At 67.1% G+C, this 19,018-nt stretch carries 19 protein-coding genes and 1 pseudogene; 8 read left to right on the top strand and 12 right to left on the bottom strand.

Annotated features, from left to right (window positions below; translation table 11 throughout):
* Nucleotides 1-60: 60 nt before the first annotated feature.
* Nucleotides 61-891 carry a hypothetical protein gene (locus ACQPWW_RS13655; RefSeq protein ID WP_433132615.1) on the bottom strand — a complete coding sequence of 277 codons (831 nt, stop codon included), beginning with the start codon at nucleotides 889-891 and terminating at the stop codon, nucleotides 61-63.
* 1,197 nt (nucleotides 892-2,088) lie between these two features.
* Here ACQPWW_RS13655 and ACQPWW_RS13650 point away from each other — a divergent pair.
* A complete protein-coding gene (locus ACQPWW_RS13650; RefSeq protein ID WP_433132613.1) occupies nucleotides 2,089-4,515 on the top strand; it encodes a tetratricopeptide repeat protein in 2,427 nt (808 codons plus the stop codon).
* Nucleotides 4,516-4,521: 6 nt separating this feature from the next.
* Here ACQPWW_RS13650 and ACQPWW_RS13645 read toward each other — a convergent pair whose 3' ends face one another.
* Nucleotides 4,522-4,716 carry a hypothetical protein gene (locus ACQPWW_RS13645; protein ID WP_433132611.1) on the bottom strand — a complete coding sequence of 65 codons (195 nt, stop codon included), beginning with the start codon at nucleotides 4,714-4,716 and terminating at the stop codon, nucleotides 4,522-4,524.
* A 174-nt stretch (nucleotides 4,717-4,890) separates the two neighbouring features.
* Here ACQPWW_RS13645 and ACQPWW_RS13640 point away from each other — a divergent pair.
* A pseudogene (locus tag ACQPWW_RS13640) lies at nucleotides 4,891-6,189 on the top strand (IS701 family transposase).
* Nucleotides 6,190-6,200: 11 nt separating this feature from the next.
* Here the strand turns inward: ACQPWW_RS13640 and ACQPWW_RS13635 are convergent.
* Nucleotides 6,201-7,121, bottom strand: coding sequence for an RNA polymerase subunit sigma-70 (locus tag ACQPWW_RS13635; protein ID WP_433132609.1), 921 nt, complete (start codon nucleotides 7,119-7,121; stop codon nucleotides 6,201-6,203).
* Between the two features lie 137 nt (nucleotides 7,122-7,258).
* Between ACQPWW_RS13635 and ACQPWW_RS13630 the strand changes: the two genes are divergently transcribed.
* A complete protein-coding gene (locus ACQPWW_RS13630; protein ID WP_203119332.1) occupies nucleotides 7,259-7,975 on the top strand; it encodes a DUF899 family protein in 717 nt (238 codons plus the stop codon).
* Here ACQPWW_RS13630 and ACQPWW_RS13625 read toward each other — a convergent pair.
* Nucleotides 7,953-8,090 (bottom strand): hypothetical protein, encoded by a 138-nt coding sequence (locus tag ACQPWW_RS13625; RefSeq protein WP_192580493.1) that lies wholly within the window; start codon nucleotides 8,088-8,090, stop codon nucleotides 7,953-7,955. The two genes, ACQPWW_RS13630 and ACQPWW_RS13625, sit on opposite strands and share 23 nt — an antisense overlap.
* Between ACQPWW_RS13625 and ACQPWW_RS13620 the strand changes: the two genes are divergently transcribed.
* Complete coding sequence (locus ACQPWW_RS13620; protein WP_433132607.1) at nucleotides 8,089-8,496, top strand: hypothetical protein; 408 nt, start codon at nucleotides 8,089-8,091, stop codon at nucleotides 8,494-8,496. The two genes, ACQPWW_RS13625 and ACQPWW_RS13620, sit on opposite strands and share 2 nt — an antisense overlap.
* Nucleotides 8,497-8,759: 263 nt before the next feature.
* Here ACQPWW_RS13620 and ACQPWW_RS13615 read toward each other — a convergent pair whose 3' ends face one another.
* Nucleotides 8,760-9,281 (bottom strand): hypothetical protein, encoded by a 522-nt coding sequence (locus ACQPWW_RS13615; RefSeq protein WP_433132605.1) that lies wholly within the window; start codon nucleotides 9,279-9,281, stop codon nucleotides 8,760-8,762.
* Between the two features lie 856 nt (nucleotides 9,282-10,137).
* On the opposite strand from ACQPWW_RS13615, the gene ACQPWW_RS13610 reads away from it, so the two are divergent.
* A complete protein-coding gene (locus ACQPWW_RS13610) occupies nucleotides 10,138-10,284 on the top strand; it encodes a LuxR C-terminal-related transcriptional regulator (RefSeq protein WP_433134345.1) in 147 nt (48 codons plus the stop codon).
* Between the two features lie 73 nt (nucleotides 10,285-10,357).
* Here ACQPWW_RS13610 and ACQPWW_RS13605 read toward each other — a convergent pair whose 3' ends face one another.
* Nucleotides 10,358-11,827, bottom strand: a complete 1,470-nt coding sequence (locus ACQPWW_RS13605; protein WP_433132603.1) for an FAD-dependent monooxygenase — start codon at nucleotides 11,825-11,827, stop codon at nucleotides 10,358-10,360.
* Nucleotide 11,828: 1 nt separating this feature from the next.
* The gene (locus ACQPWW_RS13600; RefSeq protein WP_433132601.1) at nucleotides 11,829-13,286 is read right to left on the bottom strand and encodes an MFS transporter; all 1,458 of its coding nucleotides are present in this window, start codon (nucleotides 13,284-13,286) and stop codon (nucleotides 11,829-11,831) included.
* Nucleotides 13,287-13,402: 116 nt separating this feature from the next.
* Here ACQPWW_RS13600 and ACQPWW_RS13595 point away from each other — a divergent pair, with 116 nt between their 5' ends.
* On the top strand, nucleotides 13,403-13,732 hold the full coding sequence (locus tag ACQPWW_RS13595) for an ArsR/SmtB family transcription factor (RefSeq protein WP_433132599.1): 330 nt from the start codon (nucleotides 13,403-13,405) through the stop codon (nucleotides 13,730-13,732).
* A 314-nt stretch (nucleotides 13,733-14,046) separates the two neighbouring features.
* Here ACQPWW_RS13595 and ACQPWW_RS13590 read toward each other — a convergent pair whose 3' ends face one another.
* The 3 genes from ACQPWW_RS13590 to ACQPWW_RS13580 all read right to left on the bottom strand — a co-directional run bounded on the left by ACQPWW_RS13590 (nucleotide 14,047) and on the right by ACQPWW_RS13580 (nucleotide 16,753).
* Complete coding sequence (locus tag ACQPWW_RS13590) at nucleotides 14,047-14,829, bottom strand: transposase family protein (RefSeq protein WP_433132597.1); 783 nt, start codon at nucleotides 14,827-14,829, stop codon at nucleotides 14,047-14,049.
* Nucleotides 14,830-15,113: 284 nt separating this feature from the next.
* Nucleotides 15,114-16,313 carry a low temperature requirement protein A gene (locus ACQPWW_RS13585; protein WP_433132595.1) on the bottom strand — a complete coding sequence of 400 codons (1,200 nt, stop codon included), beginning with the start codon at nucleotides 16,311-16,313 and terminating at the stop codon, nucleotides 15,114-15,116.
* Between the two features lie 269 nt (nucleotides 16,314-16,582).
* On the bottom strand, nucleotides 16,583-16,753 hold the full coding sequence (locus ACQPWW_RS13580) for a hypothetical protein (RefSeq protein ID WP_433132593.1): 171 nt from the start codon (nucleotides 16,751-16,753) through the stop codon (nucleotides 16,583-16,585).
* A 67-nt stretch (nucleotides 16,754-16,820) separates the two neighbouring features.
* On the opposite strand from ACQPWW_RS13580, the gene ACQPWW_RS13575 reads away from it, so the two are divergent.
* The gene (locus ACQPWW_RS13575) at nucleotides 16,821-16,985 is read left to right on the top strand and encodes a hypothetical protein (RefSeq protein WP_433132591.1); all 165 of its coding nucleotides are present in this window, start codon (nucleotides 16,821-16,823) and stop codon (nucleotides 16,983-16,985) included.
* Between the two features lie 86 nt (nucleotides 16,986-17,071).
* Here the strand turns inward: ACQPWW_RS13575 and ACQPWW_RS13570 are convergent, their stop codons facing one another.
* Nucleotides 17,072-17,416: a hypothetical protein gene (locus tag ACQPWW_RS13570; RefSeq protein ID WP_433132589.1), complete on the bottom strand. Its 345-nt coding sequence runs from the start codon at nucleotides 17,414-17,416 to the stop codon at nucleotides 17,072-17,074.
* 143 nt (nucleotides 17,417-17,559) lie between these two features.
* Here ACQPWW_RS13570 and ACQPWW_RS13565 point away from each other — a divergent pair, with 143 nt between their 5' ends.
* A complete protein-coding gene (locus tag ACQPWW_RS13565; RefSeq protein ID WP_433134343.1) occupies nucleotides 17,560-17,745 on the top strand; it encodes an excisionase family DNA-binding protein in 186 nt (61 codons plus the stop codon).
* A gap of 71 nt (nucleotides 17,746-17,816) precedes the next feature.
* On the opposite strand, the gene ACQPWW_RS13560 is transcribed toward ACQPWW_RS13565, so the two are convergent.
* Nucleotides 17,817-18,272, bottom strand: coding sequence for a hypothetical protein (locus tag ACQPWW_RS13560; protein ID WP_433132588.1), 456 nt, complete (start codon nucleotides 18,270-18,272; stop codon nucleotides 17,817-17,819).
* Nucleotides 18,273-19,018 lie beyond the last annotated feature (746 nt).

Genomic DNA, 19,018 nt, shown 5'->3' with positions numbered 1-19,018 from the left:
TCTTTCCACCAGCTGCGAGGGCCCGGCTACGCAGCAGCCGGGCCCTCGTGGCTACGAGGATCAGCGTGGCAAGGATTCCTGGCCGGCGAGGACGATCAGTTCGTCGGTCCTCACCGTCAGCGTGGTGGCCGATCCGTCGATCTGGACGTGGTACGCGACCGGCGGGGCCGGCGCTCCCCAGACCGCCTCCACGATCGTGGCGACCCTGCCCTCGTGCGAGCTGGCTAGCACCCGTACCCGTGTCCCGGGGGCATGACCGTCATCCGCGATCATCAACACGGCGTCCAGGATCTGCCGGACGCCGTTGAAGGGCGGCTCGTCGACGTACGGCTCGCCGTCCGCTCCCTCGCCTGGCGCCCACATCGTCTGCGCCAGGGGCGCCAGACGAGTGGCGATCTGCCGCAGGCGCCAGTCCGCGCCGTTCCGGCTCGATCGCAGTGACCGTTCCAGCAGCGGCCACAGGTCTGCAGGATCCCGTTCGAGCAGAGACCGTGCTTGCCTGTCCAGCTCCGCACAAGCCATGTCGAGCGCCGTCTCCTCGCCCATCTCAGCGATCCATGCGAGGTCGCCGACCTCGGGCACCAGGCCCGGCGACTCCACCGTCACGGCCAGGTAAAGCATGGACAGCAACTCCTGCCGGCCCTCGCCGTGGTAGAGCGGACCCACCCTCGACCCCGGAAGGCCACGGGTCGGCGGAAACCGCTCAACCACGTGTTGGGCCCGGCCTTCGGGGAGGATCGAGGCCCGCCGGGTGTCAGCCAGCCGCTCCGCGAAGGTACGTCGTTCGCGGAGCTCCACGACGCGCCGTCGGTGTGGATCATCAATGCCGGGATAGATTGTCCGCCCGTAGCTCGCGACCGTCTCGCCCGGCTGTAGGCCGACGGCCTCCAACTGGCGTGCTGCGACGGAGTAGGCGACACCAGTCTGTGCGGCCTGTGCACGGATTGCCCGCTTCCGAGCCCGGCCGGGCCGTGGTGCCCGTCGCGGATGTTGATCATTCATGATGCCTCCGGAGCAGTCCCACGCCCTGCATGGACCGGCAGCATGACAAGACCCTGCCAAGGCAGGTGAACACCGCGCTGAGTCGTGGACTCTTGGCTCGAATCAGATGGCCAGGCGTGGGCTGCTATCCATGAGCGCAGGCGGGCGCACCACCCATGGAAACGATACGCCGATGCTCTCAACTTCGTTGCCCGGTGCCAGGGACGTCATGGCGCTTGCGCCGCTTGATCTGCCAGGCGCCCATGCCGCGATCCTCCTCTTGTCGTGGTAGCACCCCTCGTCGTGATGGCACGCTGGAGTCAGCGGGCGAAGTCATCCAGTGGATCTGATCAGGTCGTCCGGATTCGAACCGACGACCCCTTGTTACCGGCAGTAGTCGGACCAAGCTTGCCATTGCCTGCCGAAAGTGTTCACTGAGCTGCAGAGACACCGCCAGGCGCTCATCCTCCTTGTCACCCTTCGTCAACGACTGGACGGGGTTTTCGGGGGGGCACTCACAGAATCCCGCCGGGTCTGACCGCCCCGCTCTCACGGCATGCGTGCTGACCGAACCTGCGGCAGCCCTTCCTCGGTCAGTACAACCGTCACCGGAACCTCAAGCGACGGTGGCCTCTCGATGCTGTCCCGCAACGACCGGTGCACAGGGCACTCGCACGCCGGATGCAGCGGATCCGGACACTGGGCAAGAGCAGCGTGCAACTGTTGAACTCCGTCAACGCCGACCGGCCACGACCAGTCCATGTCCCACGGCTCCTCCCAGGGCTGGTGGAAACAATCATGATCGAAGTGCACGAGAAGGCCGGCTCCACACAAGGGACATGCGGACAGGCTGCTCCACCGGTAGTTGACCTGGTGCCCGGGAGTACCGTGCGGCACGCCCCAACTGCCGATACGAACAACGGTGCGCTGGTCCGCACGGCAGGCGACGCAGATACGCATGACTAACCCTCATCCGCCATCTGGCGACATCCACTGCAGACCCCTGAACGGAAGATCCACTCCGAATGGGCTGCGGAGCCAGTTACACTCCGCACCGTGCCACATCCAGCACCGGTACCCAGCACGACGACCACCGCAGAGGAATATGTGGCAGCGCTCCGCCAGCTGAAAGCGTGGTCGGGGCGCTCCTTCCGGGATCTGACCCGTCTGGCCCGGGAGAGAGGGCGGATCGTGCCCGCGAGCACCCTGGCTTCGGCGCTCGCTCGACCGACACTGCCGTCCCTGGACATCGTGATCGCCATCGCGGAGGCGTGTGAACTGCCGCCGGACGAGGTGGCCGAATGGGTACGCCTGCGTCGTCAGCTGGCTCAGCTGGAGGTCGCGGGGGAGACCGCCGCCGCTGCCGGTGCCGCCCCCGCCAGGGCAGACCTGGTCACACCGTATCTGCTGCCGAGTGGGCCGACCTCGTTTGTGGGGCGGAAGGCGGAACTAACCCGAGCCGGGCACATTCTGCGCGCCGACGGGCAGAGCGCGCGTACGGTAGTGATCACCGGCCCGGCCGGGGTGGGAAAGACGACCCTCGCGGTCCGGCTGGCGCAACTGGCCGTCGAGCATTTTCCGGACGGACAACTGTTCGCCGATCTGCGTGGCCCGCACCCCCAGTCGGGCGTCTCCTGGCACGTTCTCGGTGTCTTCCTCCGCACCCTCGGCGTCAGCAGCCACTCCGTGCCCGCCGCGCTCGAAGAGCGCATCAACCTCTACCGCAGCCTGCTCGCCCAGCGAAGCGTGCTCATCGTTCTCGACAACGCCGCCGCGGGCCGGGATGTCCAGGCTCTCATCGCCTCGGGGCCGAAGACCGCCACCATCGTCACCAGCCGGAGCGTCCTAGCCGGGCTGGACGGCTTTCGGGTGCCGCTGAGACTGCTCAGCGAGCCGGAAGCGTTGGAGATGGTCAAACGCATGATCGGTGAGGAGCGGGTCGCCCGGGAACAACCCTCCGCGTTCCAGATCGTCAACCGCTGCGACCGGCTTCCGCTGGCCGTATGGATCGCCGGGGCCCGCCTGGCCGCTCGCCCGGACATGCCTCTGGGCGCTCTGGCCAGAGCCCTCGCCGACGAGCATCGAAAGCTTGATGAGCTGACGGTGGGCGATGTGGCGGTACGTGCCAGCATCGAGCTGACGTATGCGGCGCTGTCCAGAAACCAGCAGGAGGCGCTGTCCTATCTGGCACAGATCGACACAGTCGATGTCGCCCCGTGGGCACTCGCGGCCCTGATGGACACCTCGCCGGCCGACGCGACGAAGCTCCTCGACGATCTGACGGAGTTGCATCTGCTGTTTGTGCGCTACACCGACAACGCCGCACCGCGCTACCGGATGCACGACCTGGTCGCCGCGTTCGCGCGGGACAAGGCGGCGCAGATCCTCACGCCGGTCCAGACGGAGCGGGCGAGGCTGCGGATGCTCGGCGGGGCGTTGGGCCTGGCGTGCGCCGCCGGCATCCGGGTCAACACGGACTTCGACGAGGTGCCGTTCGCTGCCCCGCCCTGGTCGTTCAGCGTCCAGACACGTGACGCGGTGCTGGACGACCCGCTTGCCTGGTTCCGGGACGAGTACGGTTTTCTCAAGACGCTCGCCGAGGACATGCTTTCGTCCGTGCCGCTTCCGGCAGCTGGCCTGATCGTGGCCCTTGCGCCATTCATGCAGCTGTCGGGCTACTTCGACGACTGGCTGCACCTGCACAGCCGCGCGATGGGGTCGGTGGCTGGTGGCCCGGTCGGGGCCAGCCTGCGGCGCAACCTGGGTGAACTGTCGACGATCGTGGACGACTACCCGGCAGCGGAACGCCACTACCGCGCGGCAATCGAGATGCTTGATCCCTCCGACAAGGCGCGCATCGCCAGCACCTCGGCTGGGTTGGCCTACCTCTACCGTTTGCAGAGCAGGTACGCCGAAGCGGAGGAACATTTCGTCAGGGCCATCTACCTCGCGGAAGCCGCCGGCAATGACAACTGCCTGATCTACGCGACGACCGGCCTTGGTGTCACGCTGATGGAGCAGGGACGCCGCGACGAAGCGGTGGCGGTGTTCGACGAGAGCCTGCGGCGCAGCGAGGCCATCGGCTACCTGCCGGGGAAGGCGCAGGCGTGGCGCTGCCTCGGGCAGGTCAGCCGACTGCGCGGCGACTACACCGCCGCCGAACGGCACTACCGCACCGCCGAGCGGATCAGCCTGTCGCTGGGCGACCAGTTGAGCGCGACGCACGCCAGGTGCTGGCTCGGTGACGTCCTCGTCAAACAGGGCAAGGAGGTCGAGGGCCGGCGCGTGCTGGCCGAATGCCTCTGGGTCTACCGTGCCGCGGCGAACCGCTGGGGGGAGGCGGCCGCGTTGCACTGCCTGGCCGAAGCTCAGTTGTCGGCCGGAAGACCGGACCTCGCCCAACGCCGTGCCGAGGTGGCGGTGGCCATCTGGACCGAAATTCATTCGCCCTACTGGCTGGCCACTGCCAAGGCCACGCTCAGCAGGGCGCGGAACCTCCTGAACCAGTCTGAACTGGTGAGACGGTCGAGATGAGGACGCCTAAGCAGCCCCGGGTGAGGTCGAGACTCGGGCGGCGGTGATGGTCCGTCCACGCTCTGACTCCGGGAAGCGGTCGAGCAGGGCGCGTACCTCGTCGGCGCTCACGTTGGCGCCGAACAACTCGCTGCCCGGTTCGAGCCGTACCCCCTCGGCCAGCGGGCCGGCGGCGACCGAATCGAAGTCGCGCGCGTCCACGAGGGTCGCGAAGCGACAACACCAGGCCATTCTTCAGGCTCGTCGTCACGTCTACCCGCCGGTTAGTACTCCAACGTCACTTGGCTTCGGCGTTGGGCGTGGCGCGGGCATGGGGACAGCCACCGCGTTGATCATCGATGGTTTGTGAGGACAACCGAAGATCGTGCGGTGGCCGTGTGCCACAGCGTAGACCCGACCGGGTGGCGGGTCATCCTGGACGAGGCGGTGACACGTGTCGCGGACCGGTTCGTGCGGGCGGAGCCCCGTCGGACCGCCGGGCAGTTCGTGGAAGGGCTGCTGTCGGGCGTGGAACGTAAGACCTGCTGGTCGTTGGCCGAACGGGCGGGTCACGACGATCCGCAGGCGATGCAGCGGCTGCTGCGTACGGCGGTGTGGGACGCCGACGCCGTCCGCGATGACGTGCGTGATTGGCTGATCGAGCAGCTTGGCCACCCCGAGGCTGTGCTGGTCACCGACGAGACCGGCTTCCTGAAGAAGGGCGTGTGCTCGGCCGGGGTGCAGCGGCAGTAGACGGGCACCGCCGGCCGGGTCGAGAACAGCCAGGTCGGGGTGTTCCTGGCCTACGTGTCACCGGCGGGGCGGGCGATGATCGATCGCCGGCTCTACCTACCCGAGACATCCTGGTGCGATCGCCCCGACCGTCTCACCGCCGCCGGCGTCCCGGACGACGTCGGGTTCGCTACGAAGCCTGCCCTGGCCCGGCAGATGATCGCCGCTGCGCTGGACGCCGGTGTCCCGGTCGGGTGGGTGACTGGCGACGAGGTTTACGGCGCCGACCCCGGCCTGCGCGCTGACCTGGAACACCGCGGGATCGGCTACGTCCTGGCCGTCGGCTGCGACCGACGCGTGCACGTCAACGACGGCCGCACTTTGATCCGCGTCGACGACCTCGCCGACCGGATACCCACCGCCGAGTGGCAGCAGCACAGCTGCGGACCGGGAGCGAAAGGTCCCCGCGACTATCTGTGGGCCTGGGTCACCACCGCCACCGGCCCCGGTGAGCACCGGTGGGCTGCTCATCCGCCGCAACCGAACCACCGGCGAGCTGGCCTTCTACCTGTGCTGGTCACCCCGCCTGGTGCCGCTGCACACCCTCGTGACCGTCGCCGGATCCCGCTGGAGCGTCGAGGAGTTGTTCCAAACCGGCAAAGGCCAGGTCTTCCTTGACCACTACCAGGTCCGCGGCTGGACCGGCTGGCACCGGTTCATCACCCTGGCCATGCTCGCCCTGGCCGTTTTGACCATCCTCGCCGCCACCACCGCGCAGCAGCCCGACCCCGACCCGGAGATCATCGCGTTGACCGACGCCGAGATCCGCCGACTCCTCAACGCCTTCGTCCTCGCCCTGCCACTACCCCAGCCCACACCCTGCACTGGTCCACCTGGCGACGAACATCCCAAGCCCGAGCCCGGCGATCCCACTACCAGCGCAGACTCGGCCACTTAGCTTGAGACTTACTCGTCTAGGGCTCGAGCGTGGCGGGCATGCTGAAGGCGGCGACGTGACGGGCACCGATGAAGGCGTTGCTCTCTACGATCTTCCCGTTCTCGATCCGGAGTACGTCGACGACCAGCGCCTCATAGTGCGGGCTGCCGGGCCGGCGGAGATAGTTGATCAGTGCCGGGCGCCCGTTGGCCGAGGTGGGGAAGGTACGCCAGTCGAGCGGTCGGCCGAGGAACTCCGCGGCCGCGTCGATCCCGACGACCGGCGGCTCGGGCGGCATCGTGATCCGTACGTCCTCGGCGAGCAGTGCCCGGACCGTCTCCGGGTCCCTCGCGTTGGCGTAGCGGCGCAGGATCTCTTCGTCCTCGCTGGTGAGCTGCGGGCGGCGCCAGTCCTGTGGGTCCGACGGAGCGCGCCGCCGGAGGGTGTGGCGGGCCCGCTGGAGGAGGCTGTTGACGGCCGCTACGGCGGTGTCGAGCGCGCCGGCGATCTCCTGCGGCGTCCAGCCGTAGACGTCGCGCAGCACGAAGGCCGCCCGCTGCCGCGGCGGCAGGTACATGAGCGCTGCGATCAGGGCCAGCTCGACGGTCTCCCGGGCGGCGAGACCGGTCTGCGGATCGTCGGCCAACAGGGCGTCTGGATAGGGACCGAGCTCGGTGGACCACTCCAGGGGGTCACCATACGGAACCGTCCGGTGACCGGCCGCCTTACGGCTGTCGAGGAAGACGTTCGTGGCGATCCGGTAGAACCAGGTGCGCGCCGACGCCCGACCCTCGAAGCGGTCGCGAGCCCGCCAGGCACGCAGGAAGGCCTCCTGCACCAGGTCGTCCGCGTCGGTGACGTTCCCTGCGAGGCGGTAGCAGTGCACGTGTAGCTCGCGCCGGTGCTCGTCGAAGGCGCGCTGCAGCCAGACCGCCTGCTCGTCAGGCGAGTCGGACATGTGATCTCCCCGGGGCTGAGTGGTCCTCACAACCGTACTGACGACCGCGGACCCCATCCGTCATCGGTCACCGATGACGATCGCCGACTCGGTCGTCTGTACCTGTGACCAATCCCCACCCCACGAAGGAGACAGCCATGACGGCAACCCCCGCGTCCAGCGCAGCCACGCCCCCGGTCGTCGACCGGGAGACCTGGCTGCGCGAGCGCAACGAACTGCTGGTCCGGGAGAAGGCCCATACCCGCGAAGGAGACGCGATCGCAGCCGCTCGTCGTCAGCTGCCGATGACCTTGATGCCGACGGTGACGGTCCAGGGCCCCGGCGGGGACACCCCGCTGGTGGAGGTTTTCGAGGGCCGCCGGATGCTCATCGCCTACTTCCACATGTGGCACGACGGCAAACCGTACGGGGATCAGTGTGAGGGGTGCACCTTCTCGACCTGTCACATGCAGATGCTGGACTACCTGCACGCCCGGGACGTCACCTACGCCGTGTTCTGCCAGGGCCCCTACGACGAAAGTGCCCCGTTCGCGGAGTTCATGGGCTACCCGTTCCCCTGGTATTCGGCGAAAGACTCCGACCCGGCTCTGGCCGACGGTCGCGAATTCGGGTTCATCGCCTGCTACCTGCGCGACGGCGACCAGGTCTACGAAACCTACTGGACCACCGGGCGGGGCGTGGAGGCGTTGACGACCAGCTACCACGCCTTGGACCTCACCGTGTACGGCCGGCAAGAGAACTGGGAAAACTCACCCCAAGGTTGGCCGCGGGTCAGTGGTCACCCGTGGCGGCTCAACGGCCGCCCCACCGCCCAATGGTCACGCCCCGGCGTTACGCCGGCGGTGACGTCCTGACGCTCGAGATGATCATGCTCGGGTCGGCCGCGGTGTCGGCCTGCTGCTGCGTCGTGCCGCGGGCGGGCGCGTCCCGCAGGGCCCGGATGCTCGCGGGTGCGATGGTGGCTGTCATGGTCGCGGTGACCCTCGACGCCGCACCGGTTGTGCAGTACGCGGGCACGCTGCTGCTCCTCGCCTTCGCGGTGGCACTCGTCACCAGCGGTCCGACCGAGCCCGGCCCGGAGGTGGAGTGGCACCGTACGGCCGGGGCCGTGCTCATGGCGCTCGCCGTGCTGATGCATCAACACGGCGGGTCGATGGCTATCCACCACATGGCCGCCGGGCCCCGGATGGACCACGGCATCGTCACCGGCCATGACGCGGCGCTCGTGTTGCTACGCGCCGCCACGGCGGCTTACCTCTGCTGGATGGCGGCCGCACTCGTCCGGCTGCGCAATCGACCGATCACGGACCTGCTCCGTTGGGAGCACCTGACCATGGGGGCGAGCCTCGCGGCCATGATCTTCTTCATGAGCTAGCCGAGTAAGCCAGCCGGCAGATCAAGTGACGTTGGAGTATTGGGGCCTCGGGCACGCATGACCGAGAGAACGCCCAGCCTCCGTACGATCGAGGTCGATGCCGGTGGTGCCGCCGGCCGATGACGAAGAGTGACAGCGAGATGGCGCGCCGCCGGTCGAAGGACCGGCGGCGCCCCATCTCAGAAGATGGTTGAGTCATTCTCGCTCAGGACCAGGCCTTACACACTTCATCTGACACTCGCTCTTAGCTGAGCGGCATTGGATTAGCCGTTGTTGTTGATCCATGGCGCGGCCTCGATGCTCTCGGGGCTGCATACGTTGTCCGCGGGGACTCGTCGGCAGGTTTGGAAGCGAATTCTGCTACCCTTGCCGCCGTAGATGTTGGTACTGGATGACTCGTAGTAATCCTTGTTGCATCTGGCCCAAGTGTCGGAGCCCGAACTGTTGGAGCACTCACCATATCGGTAGGGCTTCCACTGGGCTCCCGGCCCGTCGCCGGACAAGAGCCAGTTCTCCCAGTAGACGAAAGTTTGGGTACCGTCCGGGAACGCGTCTTGGATGCGCCAGACGTCGCCATTTTTGGTGAAGCAGCCTTTGCCTCTCAAAACATATCCGGCGACGGGGGTGATGGCCCAGGTTTCTGAGCAGCTATCGCCGCCGCTTCCGGAGGTGACAGAGCCCGTGTCATCCTCGAAGGGTTTCGCGAAATCCGCAGCCAGAGCTTGGCCCTGTGCTCCCACGAGGACGGCGAGGATGACCGCGATTACAGCAAGGGTTCGTTTCATGCTGATTTACTCAACCCGGGGTCGCCTGGGTTCGCAAGGCATCGAGGTGTTCGGATCTGTTCGGGACTGTTCGCACGGGTGGACGCCTCCTTGCCGCGAGTGCGAACCAGCAGCTACGGACCTTCGGGCTTTTCGACGTCATGGGCCTGGTTGGAGGCATGTGGCGGGGAGTTCGTGCCGACATAGGACGGCCTCCCGGTAAGAGGCCGTCTGATCCACGCACCTTGTGTGTTGTGCCGGTTTAATCGTCTCGCCAGGTTGGGGTGGTTTCCGTGGTGAGGCGTTTGGCGAGGTTGTCGATCATGGCGATGGATCGCCTACGTCAGGACTTACGACCTCGTGCACGATTGCGAGTCCTTGAGCATCGATGATCGCTGTTCGCATCATGGTTGGTGCTGCGATCATGATGAACCCTCGGATGACAGGTCTGTCTCAGCAGGTGATAGCGGGCGTGGTCGCGGAGCTGGGACCATGATGGCAGACCCGCCACCGTAATCGACTGGCGACGCGGACGCGTCGCCGTGGCGTCGGCGCGGGTGCAAAGCTTCGGTTCGGGTTCGCCGACCGGTTGCTGGCAACGCTGGTGCACCTGCGCCACGGTTGACCCATGGCGTGCCTGGTTCGGGGTGCACGCGCTCGACGGTCACCCGCAGCGTCGCCGAGGCGCGGCCGCTGCTGGCCGAGCGGGGTTGCGGGGTGCACGACGGAGTCCTGCCGCGCACACTCGCCGACGTGGTCGGGTATCTGGGTCAGCACCCGCAAACGTTGACTACCGAGTCGGATGAGCCGAGCCGCCGGGCACGTCTGACATCGGCCGAGTTACGCGTAGCGCGTCTGGTCGCGTAGGGATTGACCAATCGGGCGGGTCGCCAGTCGCCTGGCGATCTCCCCGCACACAGTCGACACCCGCCTGCGACACGTGTTCGGGAAACTGGACGCCCGCGGCCAGGTGGAACTGTTTCGCCACGTGATGTCGTACGACGGCGGCCAACTGGCCGGATGACCAGAACCACCCGGTACGACGACCCCAGCGCGCGGGTCGTCGTACCGGGTGGTTGCGGTCTTGTGTCGCCGTCTTATCCAGCCGTCCCGAACCAGCGGGTGATCGCGCGGTCGAGGGTGATGGGATCGTCGTCGCGACCACGCGCGCTCCAGGCCACATACCCGTCGGGCCGCACCAGCAGGGCGTCGGTCCCGATCGATGACTCGGCGGTTGCCGTCACCACGGTCAACTGCTCCGGCCGCCCGGCTGCCACCGCCCCCAGATCGGCACAGCCGGCGAGATCCAGCAGGAACGCCTTTCCCGCGTGCTGGAGCCGGGCCACGCTGGTGATCCCGTCATCCGTCTTGAGCCGCAGGTCCGGCGCCAACTGGCCGGCAAGTGGCGCGTCCGGACAGCCCACGTCGTAGGCGACGTCCATGCCGCTGATCATCCGGCTCAGGAACTCGTTCACCTGGTCCAGCCCCATCAACTCGCGGAACAGCTCACGTAACCAATCGATCCGGGGGTCGGGCTGCATCAGCGCAACCTGAGCCCGCACGTTGTACAGCACCCTCGCGCCGATCGGGTGGCGTTCGGAGTGGTAACTGTCCAGCAGGCCGGGTGGCGCCCAGCCATGCACTGCCGCGGCCAGTTTCCAGCCCAGGTTCAGCGCATCCTGCAAGCCGAGATTGACGCCCTGGCCACCTGCCGGGAAGTGCACGTGCGCCGCGTCGCCGGCCAGGAACACGTTGCCCCTGCGGTACTGCTCGGCCTGCAACGCCGCATCGCCGAACCTGGCCAGCCAGCCCCCGTCGGTCATCGGCACATGACGACCGGCGAGGTAGTCGACGGTCTCGCTGAACTCCTCCAGCGTCAGCGGCTCGTCACGGTTCTCATGCGGGCCCCGGAAGTCGTAGGTGAAGATCCGGCTCGGCCCGCAGGGCGACGCCGAGACCATCGTCCAGCCACGGGAGTTGCGCTGCCAGCCCTGCGGAGCGTTGTACGGATCGAGAAGCCGCACCTCCCCCAGCATCGCGGCCACAGCCGCCTCGGTGCCGGTGAAGGCGATCTCGGCACTCTTACGGACGGCGCTGCGCGGACCGTCACAACCGACGACGTACCCCGCGGTGAAGCAGCCCTCCGCCGTCTGCACCGACACGCGGTCACCGTGATCGGTGAGGCTGAGGACCTCCTCGCCCCGGAAGACTTCGGCCCCCAGCGCCACGGCTCGTTCGGCGAAGATCTGCTCGGCGTACGCCTGCGGGCTGCCCACGATCGCCGGGCCCTCGTCGACGACCCTCGACAGGTCTAGGTCGAACATACCGGCGAAGTGGAAAGGCACCGCGCCGCCACCTGACTGGTTCAGCGCGACCAGGTCCAGCAGCCCGCGCCGCTCGAGAACCTGAGCGGTGCGAGCGTGCAGGGTCCCCGCCTTTGACTTGCCGGTGGGCGCGGACAACGCCTCGAGCAGACCGACCCGGACGCCTTGTAACGCCAGCTCGGCGGTGAGCAGGGAGCCGACAGGGCCGGCTCCCACCACAATTACGTCGAAGTCATCCGCCATGTCAGTCCTTGCTGCCGGCTGTCACGGGCTCGAGCTCGAGCTCGAGCTCGTCCTCAGCCACCACGGCCGGCTTGGCGAACGCGAAGCTGGCCAGGATGCCGAGCACGATCCCGGCCGCCGCGAGGTAGACCGCCAACTGCAGCCCGTCGCCCAGCTTGTCCTGGAACGCGTCGCCGGTCAGACCACGGGTGCCGTTGTTGGCGACGGCGACCAGCACGGCGAGGCCGACAGCGGTGCCGACCTGCATGGCCGTCGAAGTCATCGCGGATGCGACACCCTGCTCGTTGCCCGCCACACCGGACGCTGCCGCGATCCACATGCCAGTCCAGGTGATGCCCTGACCGATGCCGTAGAGCGCGACACCGGGAAGCACCTGGAGGAAGGAACCACCGGAGTTCATCCCGGCGGCGAGCACGGCGGTGCCGACGATGCCGATCGACATACCGAGGATGAGAATGATCCGCAGGCTCACTTTGCCAGCCATCCGGCCGCTGATCTGGGTTCCGACCGCGATCAGCGCGGCCGGTACCAGGAAGACCAGGCCGGTCTGCAGGGCGTTATAATCGTGGATGCTCTGGAAGAAGACGGTTAGGAAGTACGGCACGGTGCTATAGGTTGCGCCGAAGACCAGCGCGATCGCCATCGCCGTGCTGAGGCTGCGGTTGTTGAACAGGCGCAGCGGCATCAGCGGGTCGGCGCTGCGGCCCTCGATCACGGCGAAGGCCGAGAGCAGGACGACGACGGCGAGAACGCAGCCGAGGATCTCGGGCGAGGCCCAGCCGGACTCGGGGCCCTGGACCAGGACGAAGACGACCAGGGTGATGCCGGCGGTGGCGGTGATGGCGCCGGGCAGGTCGAAGGTCCGGCCGTGCTCGCGGGCACCGTCGCGCGGGATCAGCGCGAGAGCGAGTAGGGCGGCGCCACCGGCGAGCGGGACGTTGACGAAGAACACCGCGGCCCAGCCGAAGGCACTCGTCAGCACACCGCCGAGGAGAGAACCGACGCACAGACCGCTCGCACCACAGGCACTCCAGACCGCCAGCGCACGGTTGCGCTCCTTGCCCTCCTGGAACAGCGTGTTCACCAGGGCCAGCGTCGCGGGGAACAGCAGCGCGCCGCCGAGACCCTGCACCGCGCGGACGCCGATCATGACGCCGTCGTTCGGGGCGAGGCCGCCGACCAGCGACGAGACCCCATAGATGCTCAGCGCCAGCACGAACATCCGTCGCCGGCCGAGCAGGTCGGCAGCGCGGCCACCGAGCACGAGCAGACCACCGAAGGCCACGGCATACGCGCTGATCACCCACTGCAGGTTCTGCGAGGTGAAGCCGAGAGCGTCACCGATCTCCGGCAGAGCCACGTAGACGATGTTGAAGTCGATGGTGATGATCAGCTGCGCGAACCCGAGCAGCAGCAGGATCTGACCGAGCCGCCGGGGCGGTGCTGCGGTGATGGACATGAGGCTCCCTCGAATCGACTGATTGTACGTGGACAGTCGTACTATCAGTCCATGCCGCTTGTCAAACCTGGCTACGCGGAGTTCGTCACTTCGATTGTCCGCGTACACTTTCAAATGTGCTTGAACCTCATCACCCCACCCGTGAGCAGATCCGGCTCGAGGACGTCCTGGCCGCCCTCGGCAACCCGCTGCGGATGACAGTGCTCCAGGTTCTCGCCAGCGGCGGCGAGCATCCCTGCGGCGCCATCGTCGAGGGAGTGTCCAAGTCGACGCTCACCCACCACTGGCGGGTGCTGCGCGAAAGTGGCGTGATCAACCAGCGCGCGTCCGGCCGGACACTGCTGCTGTCGCTGCGCCGCGAGGACCTCGACGCCCGGTTCCCAATGCTGCTCGACACGATCCTCGCGGCGCACCAGAAGCCGCCCGCCACCCAACCGCGGAACTGACCGATCTCACGTCAGCCATATGTTTCGGAGCGGGTACACGAATCGACCGGCCCGGAACGGCCGAGAGCTCACGAGCGACGGGCGTGTCGAACAGTCTCCCTCCGAACGCGACGGCGGAATCGATGGCCCGGTAGCCTGGCCGCGTATTTCGGCTTGTCCCGCCGCACAGCACGGGACCCGTGGCGGCGGCAGCCATAGGGATTATCATCAAGACCCCGAAGACATTCGCCGTGTTTCATGCGCTGATCGGTTGCTGTGCCGTAATCGGGCTGGCCTTACGACCTCGTGCACGGTTGCCGGGAGGGTCAGTCACCTCATCGGCGATGAGGTGCGGCTGGTAGGGCCTTGATCGGCTTGGTGGTGTTCTCGGTCCGGTCGGTGTGTTGGTGGTCGGATAGCAGGCCGGCGATCGCGCGGATGGTGGCGTCGAAGTGTTCGCGTCGGCCGTGGTAGCGGGCCAGGATCCGCCAGTTCTTCAGGTGTCCGATGACATGCTCGACGCGGATCCGTTGCGACGAGTGCCGTTTGCGGGCCGCGTCGTGCGCGGCGGTGACGCTCGGCGGCAGTGACTTCTGGTGTTTGCGCGGCTTGGGCTTCGGTGTGATGACCACGCCGGCGGTGTCGGCGCCCAAGCCCTGGTAGCCGGCGTCGGCGAGGACCTGAACCCCGAGGGGCGCGTGGAGCAGGAGGTCGACAAGGCCGGCGGTCCGCGCCTGGGTGAGGTCGTGCATCGAGCCCGGCCGAGTCTCGCCGCAGAACAGCAGCCGACCAGCCGGATCGCAGATCACCAGCGCCTTCATCGTATTCAACCGGGCTTTGCCGGATACGAACCGGTCCCTACCCGCCCGGCCCTCGACCGGTCGGCGGACCCGCACCTCGGTGGCGTCCATCAACGCTCGCGGGTGCTGGCCCAGATACCCGACCACGTCGGCGAGAGTGCGCAGCCGGACTCCATCCTGCACCCGGCAACCCCGCTCAGCCAGCAGCGGCCGCACCTCGGCGACGCTGCGGGTGACCGTCGAGCGGTGCACCCCGAACCAGGCTGCTACCACGTCATGGGTCAACCCGTGCCGCAGGTGCACCAGCGTGGCCAGCAACCGGTCGGCGAACCCGAACCGATGCTTCGCACCCGCGCCAACGCCGCGGCAACGCGTTCGCGTCGCGAGCCGATCACGGTGGCGGGCCTGCCACCGCGGTCCCAACTCCGCGACCAGGCCCGCTATCACCTGCCGAGACAGACCTGTCATCCGAGGGTTCAACATGATCGCAGCACCAACCATGATGCCAACAACGAACATCGATGCTCAAGGACTCGCAACCGTGCACGAGGTCGTTACTCATCTAGCTAGTCGACTTTGATCGGTTAGGGACCGGATACGCGTCAGCGTGGCGGCGAGGCCTGCTCGAGTGGGCGTCCGTGGGCGCGAATCGTGTCCGAGACGGCGACGCCGAGCAGGACGGCGATAGCTGCTACGGCGACCCCAAGTGGCGGCAGGCCGACCATCACCGGCGCCATGGCCGCGAGGACAAGGATCCCGATCGGCCGTGTCCGGGACACCCGGGCGAAGGCCACATACTCAAATATCGAGCGCCCGGCGAGGAAGAGCGCAGGCCCACCGAGGATGGCGCCGACCCAGGCAGGTTTGGCGTCTCCGGATGGATCTATGAGGACGAGTTCGGAACCGGCGGAGGTGGCAAGGATGCCGGACACCATGAGCAGGTGGGAGAACTCGGCCAACCGACCGACCCGCCCGGGGTCGGCGGATGCCGCGATGGCCTCGCCCAAGATCTGGCCGGCTCGGTAGAAGTAGATCCGCCACAGCAACACCGTGGTGAGGAACGACAAGGTAAGGGCCAATGTTCGTTCAGCCACGATCGGACCGCGGAGAAGACTCGACCCGGAGGTCAGGATCGTCTCACCAAGCGCGACGATGACGAGTTGCCAGTAGCGTTCGGCCAGGTGCTCGCCCGCGACGGCCCACGGGGATCCCCGTGAGCGGCCCAGCCCCGGGACCGGCCAGCCGAATCTGGCCCCCAGGTAGTCGATCGCCAGGGCCAACGTCCACAGTGAATTACGCGTCACCTCGGGTGCGAAGGCCCCGGCGAGCCACGGCACTGCCGACACACCGAACCAGATGAGTGCCAGCATGTTGACGCGACGCAGACTGTGACCCCGCACGATGAACACGAAGAAGAGGGTGCGGCCTACCTGGATCGCGACGTACGTGCTCGCGAAGAGCAGGCCAGTCTCGGCGAGAGCTCCCGAAATCGCGACCGCCAGGAGCAGGCTCCCGTACATCGTCGCGAGGACAACGAACTGGATTGCCGGCTGGAACGGATCGAATCTGCTGGTCACCCATGCCGTCTGGGTCCAAATCCACCAGACGGCCAAGAGTAGCAGCAGAGTCTCGCCGTTTTCCGCAAGGGAAGTGGTTAACCTCTCCGCGACGTGACCCCTGGTGTAGTCCAGCACCAACTCGTGCACGATCCGGGTGAGCGCGAAGACGAACACGAGATCGAAGAACAGTTCCAGGAAGGTCGGCCGCTGCGGACTCTCACGCCCGCGCAGCAGATTTGCCACTCTATTCGTCGTCACCCGCCCGCCCGCTTCGTCGGTCTGTCGCTGAAGCAGTCGTACCACGTCGCCGCGCCGCTCATGGATAAGACGCACCCGCGATGACTGAAGGGGCAGGTCTCCGTTGCAGCGCCTGCGCCCGCAGTTCGGCGGCCACCGCCGGCCCGCGCTCTACCGGCCGGAGGCGGCCGGTCTCCGTTGCAGCACGCCGAGCGGCAGATCTTGCAGCGCACCCGGCACGCTGCGGTGCCCGACCACAACGGCCTCGTCGCGACCTACTCGACGGCGTTGGAAGATGTCTCGGGCAGGCAGGCCCGGTGACTATGCCTGAGCAGTACCCACCGGTGCCACATCAGGCGGCGCAGTCCGAAGCGGTAGATGATCGCGCACTCCATGCGCGCGACGATGGCGTTGATTCCGCGAGGGCCGAAGTCGCCGAGCAGCATCCCGGCGCTCTTGGTGATGGGTGGCCGCTGCCATGCGATCGCGCAAGCAGGTCCGACCAGGGGGTCGATGTCGGCGAGGCAGGCGTCGAAGACCTCGCTCCGGCGCTACCGGCGCAGCGAAGTCGAACGCACCGCCGCCGCCATGGCCCGCGCCCGACACCGAGCCGGCCTCGACGCCCTGGCCGACGAGCTGGCGGACCACCGCCCCGCCACCCGATCCCTGACCGCTTGACACATACGTGTCAACCACAGTCCGCCTGGACGCCGTTCTTTGACAATTCCACAGTGATAACAACGGACGGGCTGCCATCCGATGACTCAGGTAAGGCCACACCTGGAGCCGCAGACCGGGCAGTACCCCCGCTTGGCGTTCGAGGTGACGGTCGTATTGCACTTCGCACATCTGCCTTCGTTCCAAAGCCCCTGGTCGGCTCCGAGGCCAGCGTCGTAGTAGTCCCGGTCAGGCCATACGACGAGCGCAAGGTCACGCACGTCTGGGGCGTCCTCGTCAGTGGTCGCGGTAGCCAGGAGCAACACCGATCGAAGACCGCTCTCGTCCTCGGTGTAGTGCGGCAAGACCCTCCGCATGACATCCACGATTTCATGGACCGGGAGCGCCACGAGCTGTTCGGCGAGTCGCTCACGATCTTCATCAGTGCTCACCGAGTCACCCTACGCAGCTCCCGCCAGCTGCGGGCCGCACCGCTCGTCACCCGCATCACCCCCTGTCAGTCGGTCCACCGGCGAAAGCCGCGCCCGTGAGGCCATACCGAAGGAGGCACCACGTCAACAGAAGTCCGGTCCCCATCGAGCCCAAGTGGCACTCCCCCGCCGAGGTCGCCGCGATCCTCGGCTACGGCTTGTCCAAAGTGAAGATGAAGATCGCCACCGGGGAACTGCGCTCGATCAAGGACGGCAAGTACCGCCGCAGCCTGCCGGAATGGATCGATGAGTACATCCAGACCCAAATCGAGCGGCAGGACGCGGCCTGATGGTCGGTAAACGCGCCAACGGTGAAGGCTCTATCTTCCCGTACCGCAACGGGTTCGCCGCCTACGTCTGATCAGGTCGTAGCGGCGGCCAGGATCGACAGGATGCTCAGCATCGGCGCACACAACCTGACGTCGTCGTAGCCCGCCGCCTTGAGACACGCGACTGCTCGGTCCGTCACGTCTGGGTCGATGTCCACCGTGGTCACCGAACCGGCCGCGCCAACAAGCTCCCGCAGCAGCGAGGCGTTGTAGCCGCCGCTACCGACCTCCAGCACATCACGGCCGCGGAGGCCTCCCAGCGCGACGGCCGCCTGGCCGAGCATCTCCGCGATGAGGAAGGGCGCCGACACCGAGCTGATGTTCTCCTCACCGCGCCGCTTCGTGATGACCGCCCTGTTCTCGTACGCCTCCCCCAGGGGAAGGCCCGGCGTGAACAGCTCGCGAGATACCGTCCGCATCGCCGCCTCCACCTGCGGCCGCAACGACAAGCCCTTGTCGGCATGATCAGCCGCCAGCTGATCGACCATTGCCCGGCGCAGGCTTTTCGCTGTTCATCGCTCTGACGCTCATGAAGTCCCCTCCGACTATTCGAGCCGCTATGACTCGCGGCAGCTCCGTGCTTGCAACGATCAATCCGTGCGGGAGCACCCGATCCAGTCGCGCTCTCAACCGACGGTCGAGAGGTGAGCCTCTACGGAACCCGCAAGGCTCACGAATCCCATATCATCACTCCGTGCGCTCAGACTCCCCCAGCGCGCAGCGGCTGGGAATGCCGACCTGCGGTCCGACCTTGTGTGCCGACCTTAGGTCCGACATGGGGCTGAGCTGCGCAAACCTTCGGGCGCGAACATTCTTCTACCGCTCGCCGCGATGCCGGGCCGGGCGCAGGCGCGTACGCATCGGGGGCAGTTTGGCGCTACCGCGATCATGCTGATCACCACCATGCGATGTAACGCTGCATTAGTTTAGGTCGCCACTGGCGGACAGCTGCATTCCCCGGCGCGAGGCTGCTTCGCCGCAGATCCGGACGCCTCCCGCGATCGCTCACGCCCCACTGTCGTATGGTTCCGCCGCGGACCTAATTTTGGGCCGCCCGCTACTTCAACAGACGCCGTAGATTCGGGGCGACGAGCGCCGGGATTGCCACTACTCGTAACGGCATCGAGGTTGCAGCGCCTATGTCGACATGAAGTTCCAGGTCGAACAGCACGTGCGGGGCAGCGCTGATGACGGGTACGGTCTCAATCAGCGCCGTTGGTGGCTGGTGCGCTGA

It is taken from the genome of Micromonospora sp. CA-240977 (genome assembly GCF_050942285.1).
Classification (GTDB): Bacteria; Actinomycetota; Actinomycetes; order Mycobacteriales; family Micromonosporaceae; genus Micromonospora.
The sequence above is the reverse complement of the archived record's forward strand: the minus strand, read 5'-3'. Positions and strand labels throughout refer to the sequence as shown.

Coding starts and splice junctions, on each gene's coding strand:
- ACQPWW_RS13625 (WP_192580493.1), bottom strand. CDS start 8,090: ATGACAGCCACCATCGCACCCGCGAGCATCCGGGCCCTGCGGGACGCG.
- ACQPWW_RS13605 (WP_433132603.1), bottom strand. CDS start 11,827: ATGGCGGATGACTTCGACGTAATTGTGGTGGGAGCCGGCCCTGTCGGC.
- ACQPWW_RS13575 (WP_433132591.1), top strand. CDS start 16,821: ATGTCGGCGAGGCAGGCGTCGAAGACCTCGCTCCGGCGCTACCGGCGC.
- ACQPWW_RS13620 (WP_433132607.1), top strand. CDS start 8,089: ATGGTCGCGGTGACCCTCGACGCCGCACCGGTTGTGCAGTACGCGGGC.
- ACQPWW_RS13635 (WP_433132609.1), bottom strand. CDS start 7,121: ATGTCCGACTCGCCTGACGAGCAGGCGGTCTGGCTGCAGCGCGCCTTC.
- ACQPWW_RS13600 (WP_433132601.1), bottom strand. CDS start 13,286: ATGTCCATCACCGCAGCACCGCCCCGGCGGCTCGGTCAGATCCTGCTG.
- ACQPWW_RS13560 (WP_433132588.1), bottom strand. CDS start 18,272: ATGGTCGATCAGCTGGCGGCTGATCATGCCGACAAGGGCTTGTCGTTG.
- ACQPWW_RS13630 (WP_203119332.1), top strand. CDS start 7,259: ATGACGGCAACCCCCGCGTCCAGCGCAGCCACGCCCCCGGTCGTCGAC.
- ACQPWW_RS13615 (WP_433132605.1), bottom strand. CDS start 9,281: ATGAAACGAACCCTTGCTGTAATCGCGGTCATCCTCGCCGTCCTCGTG.
- ACQPWW_RS13580 (WP_433132593.1), bottom strand. CDS start 16,753: ATGCTGCTCGGCGACTTCGGCCCTCGCGGAATCAACGCCATCGTCGCG.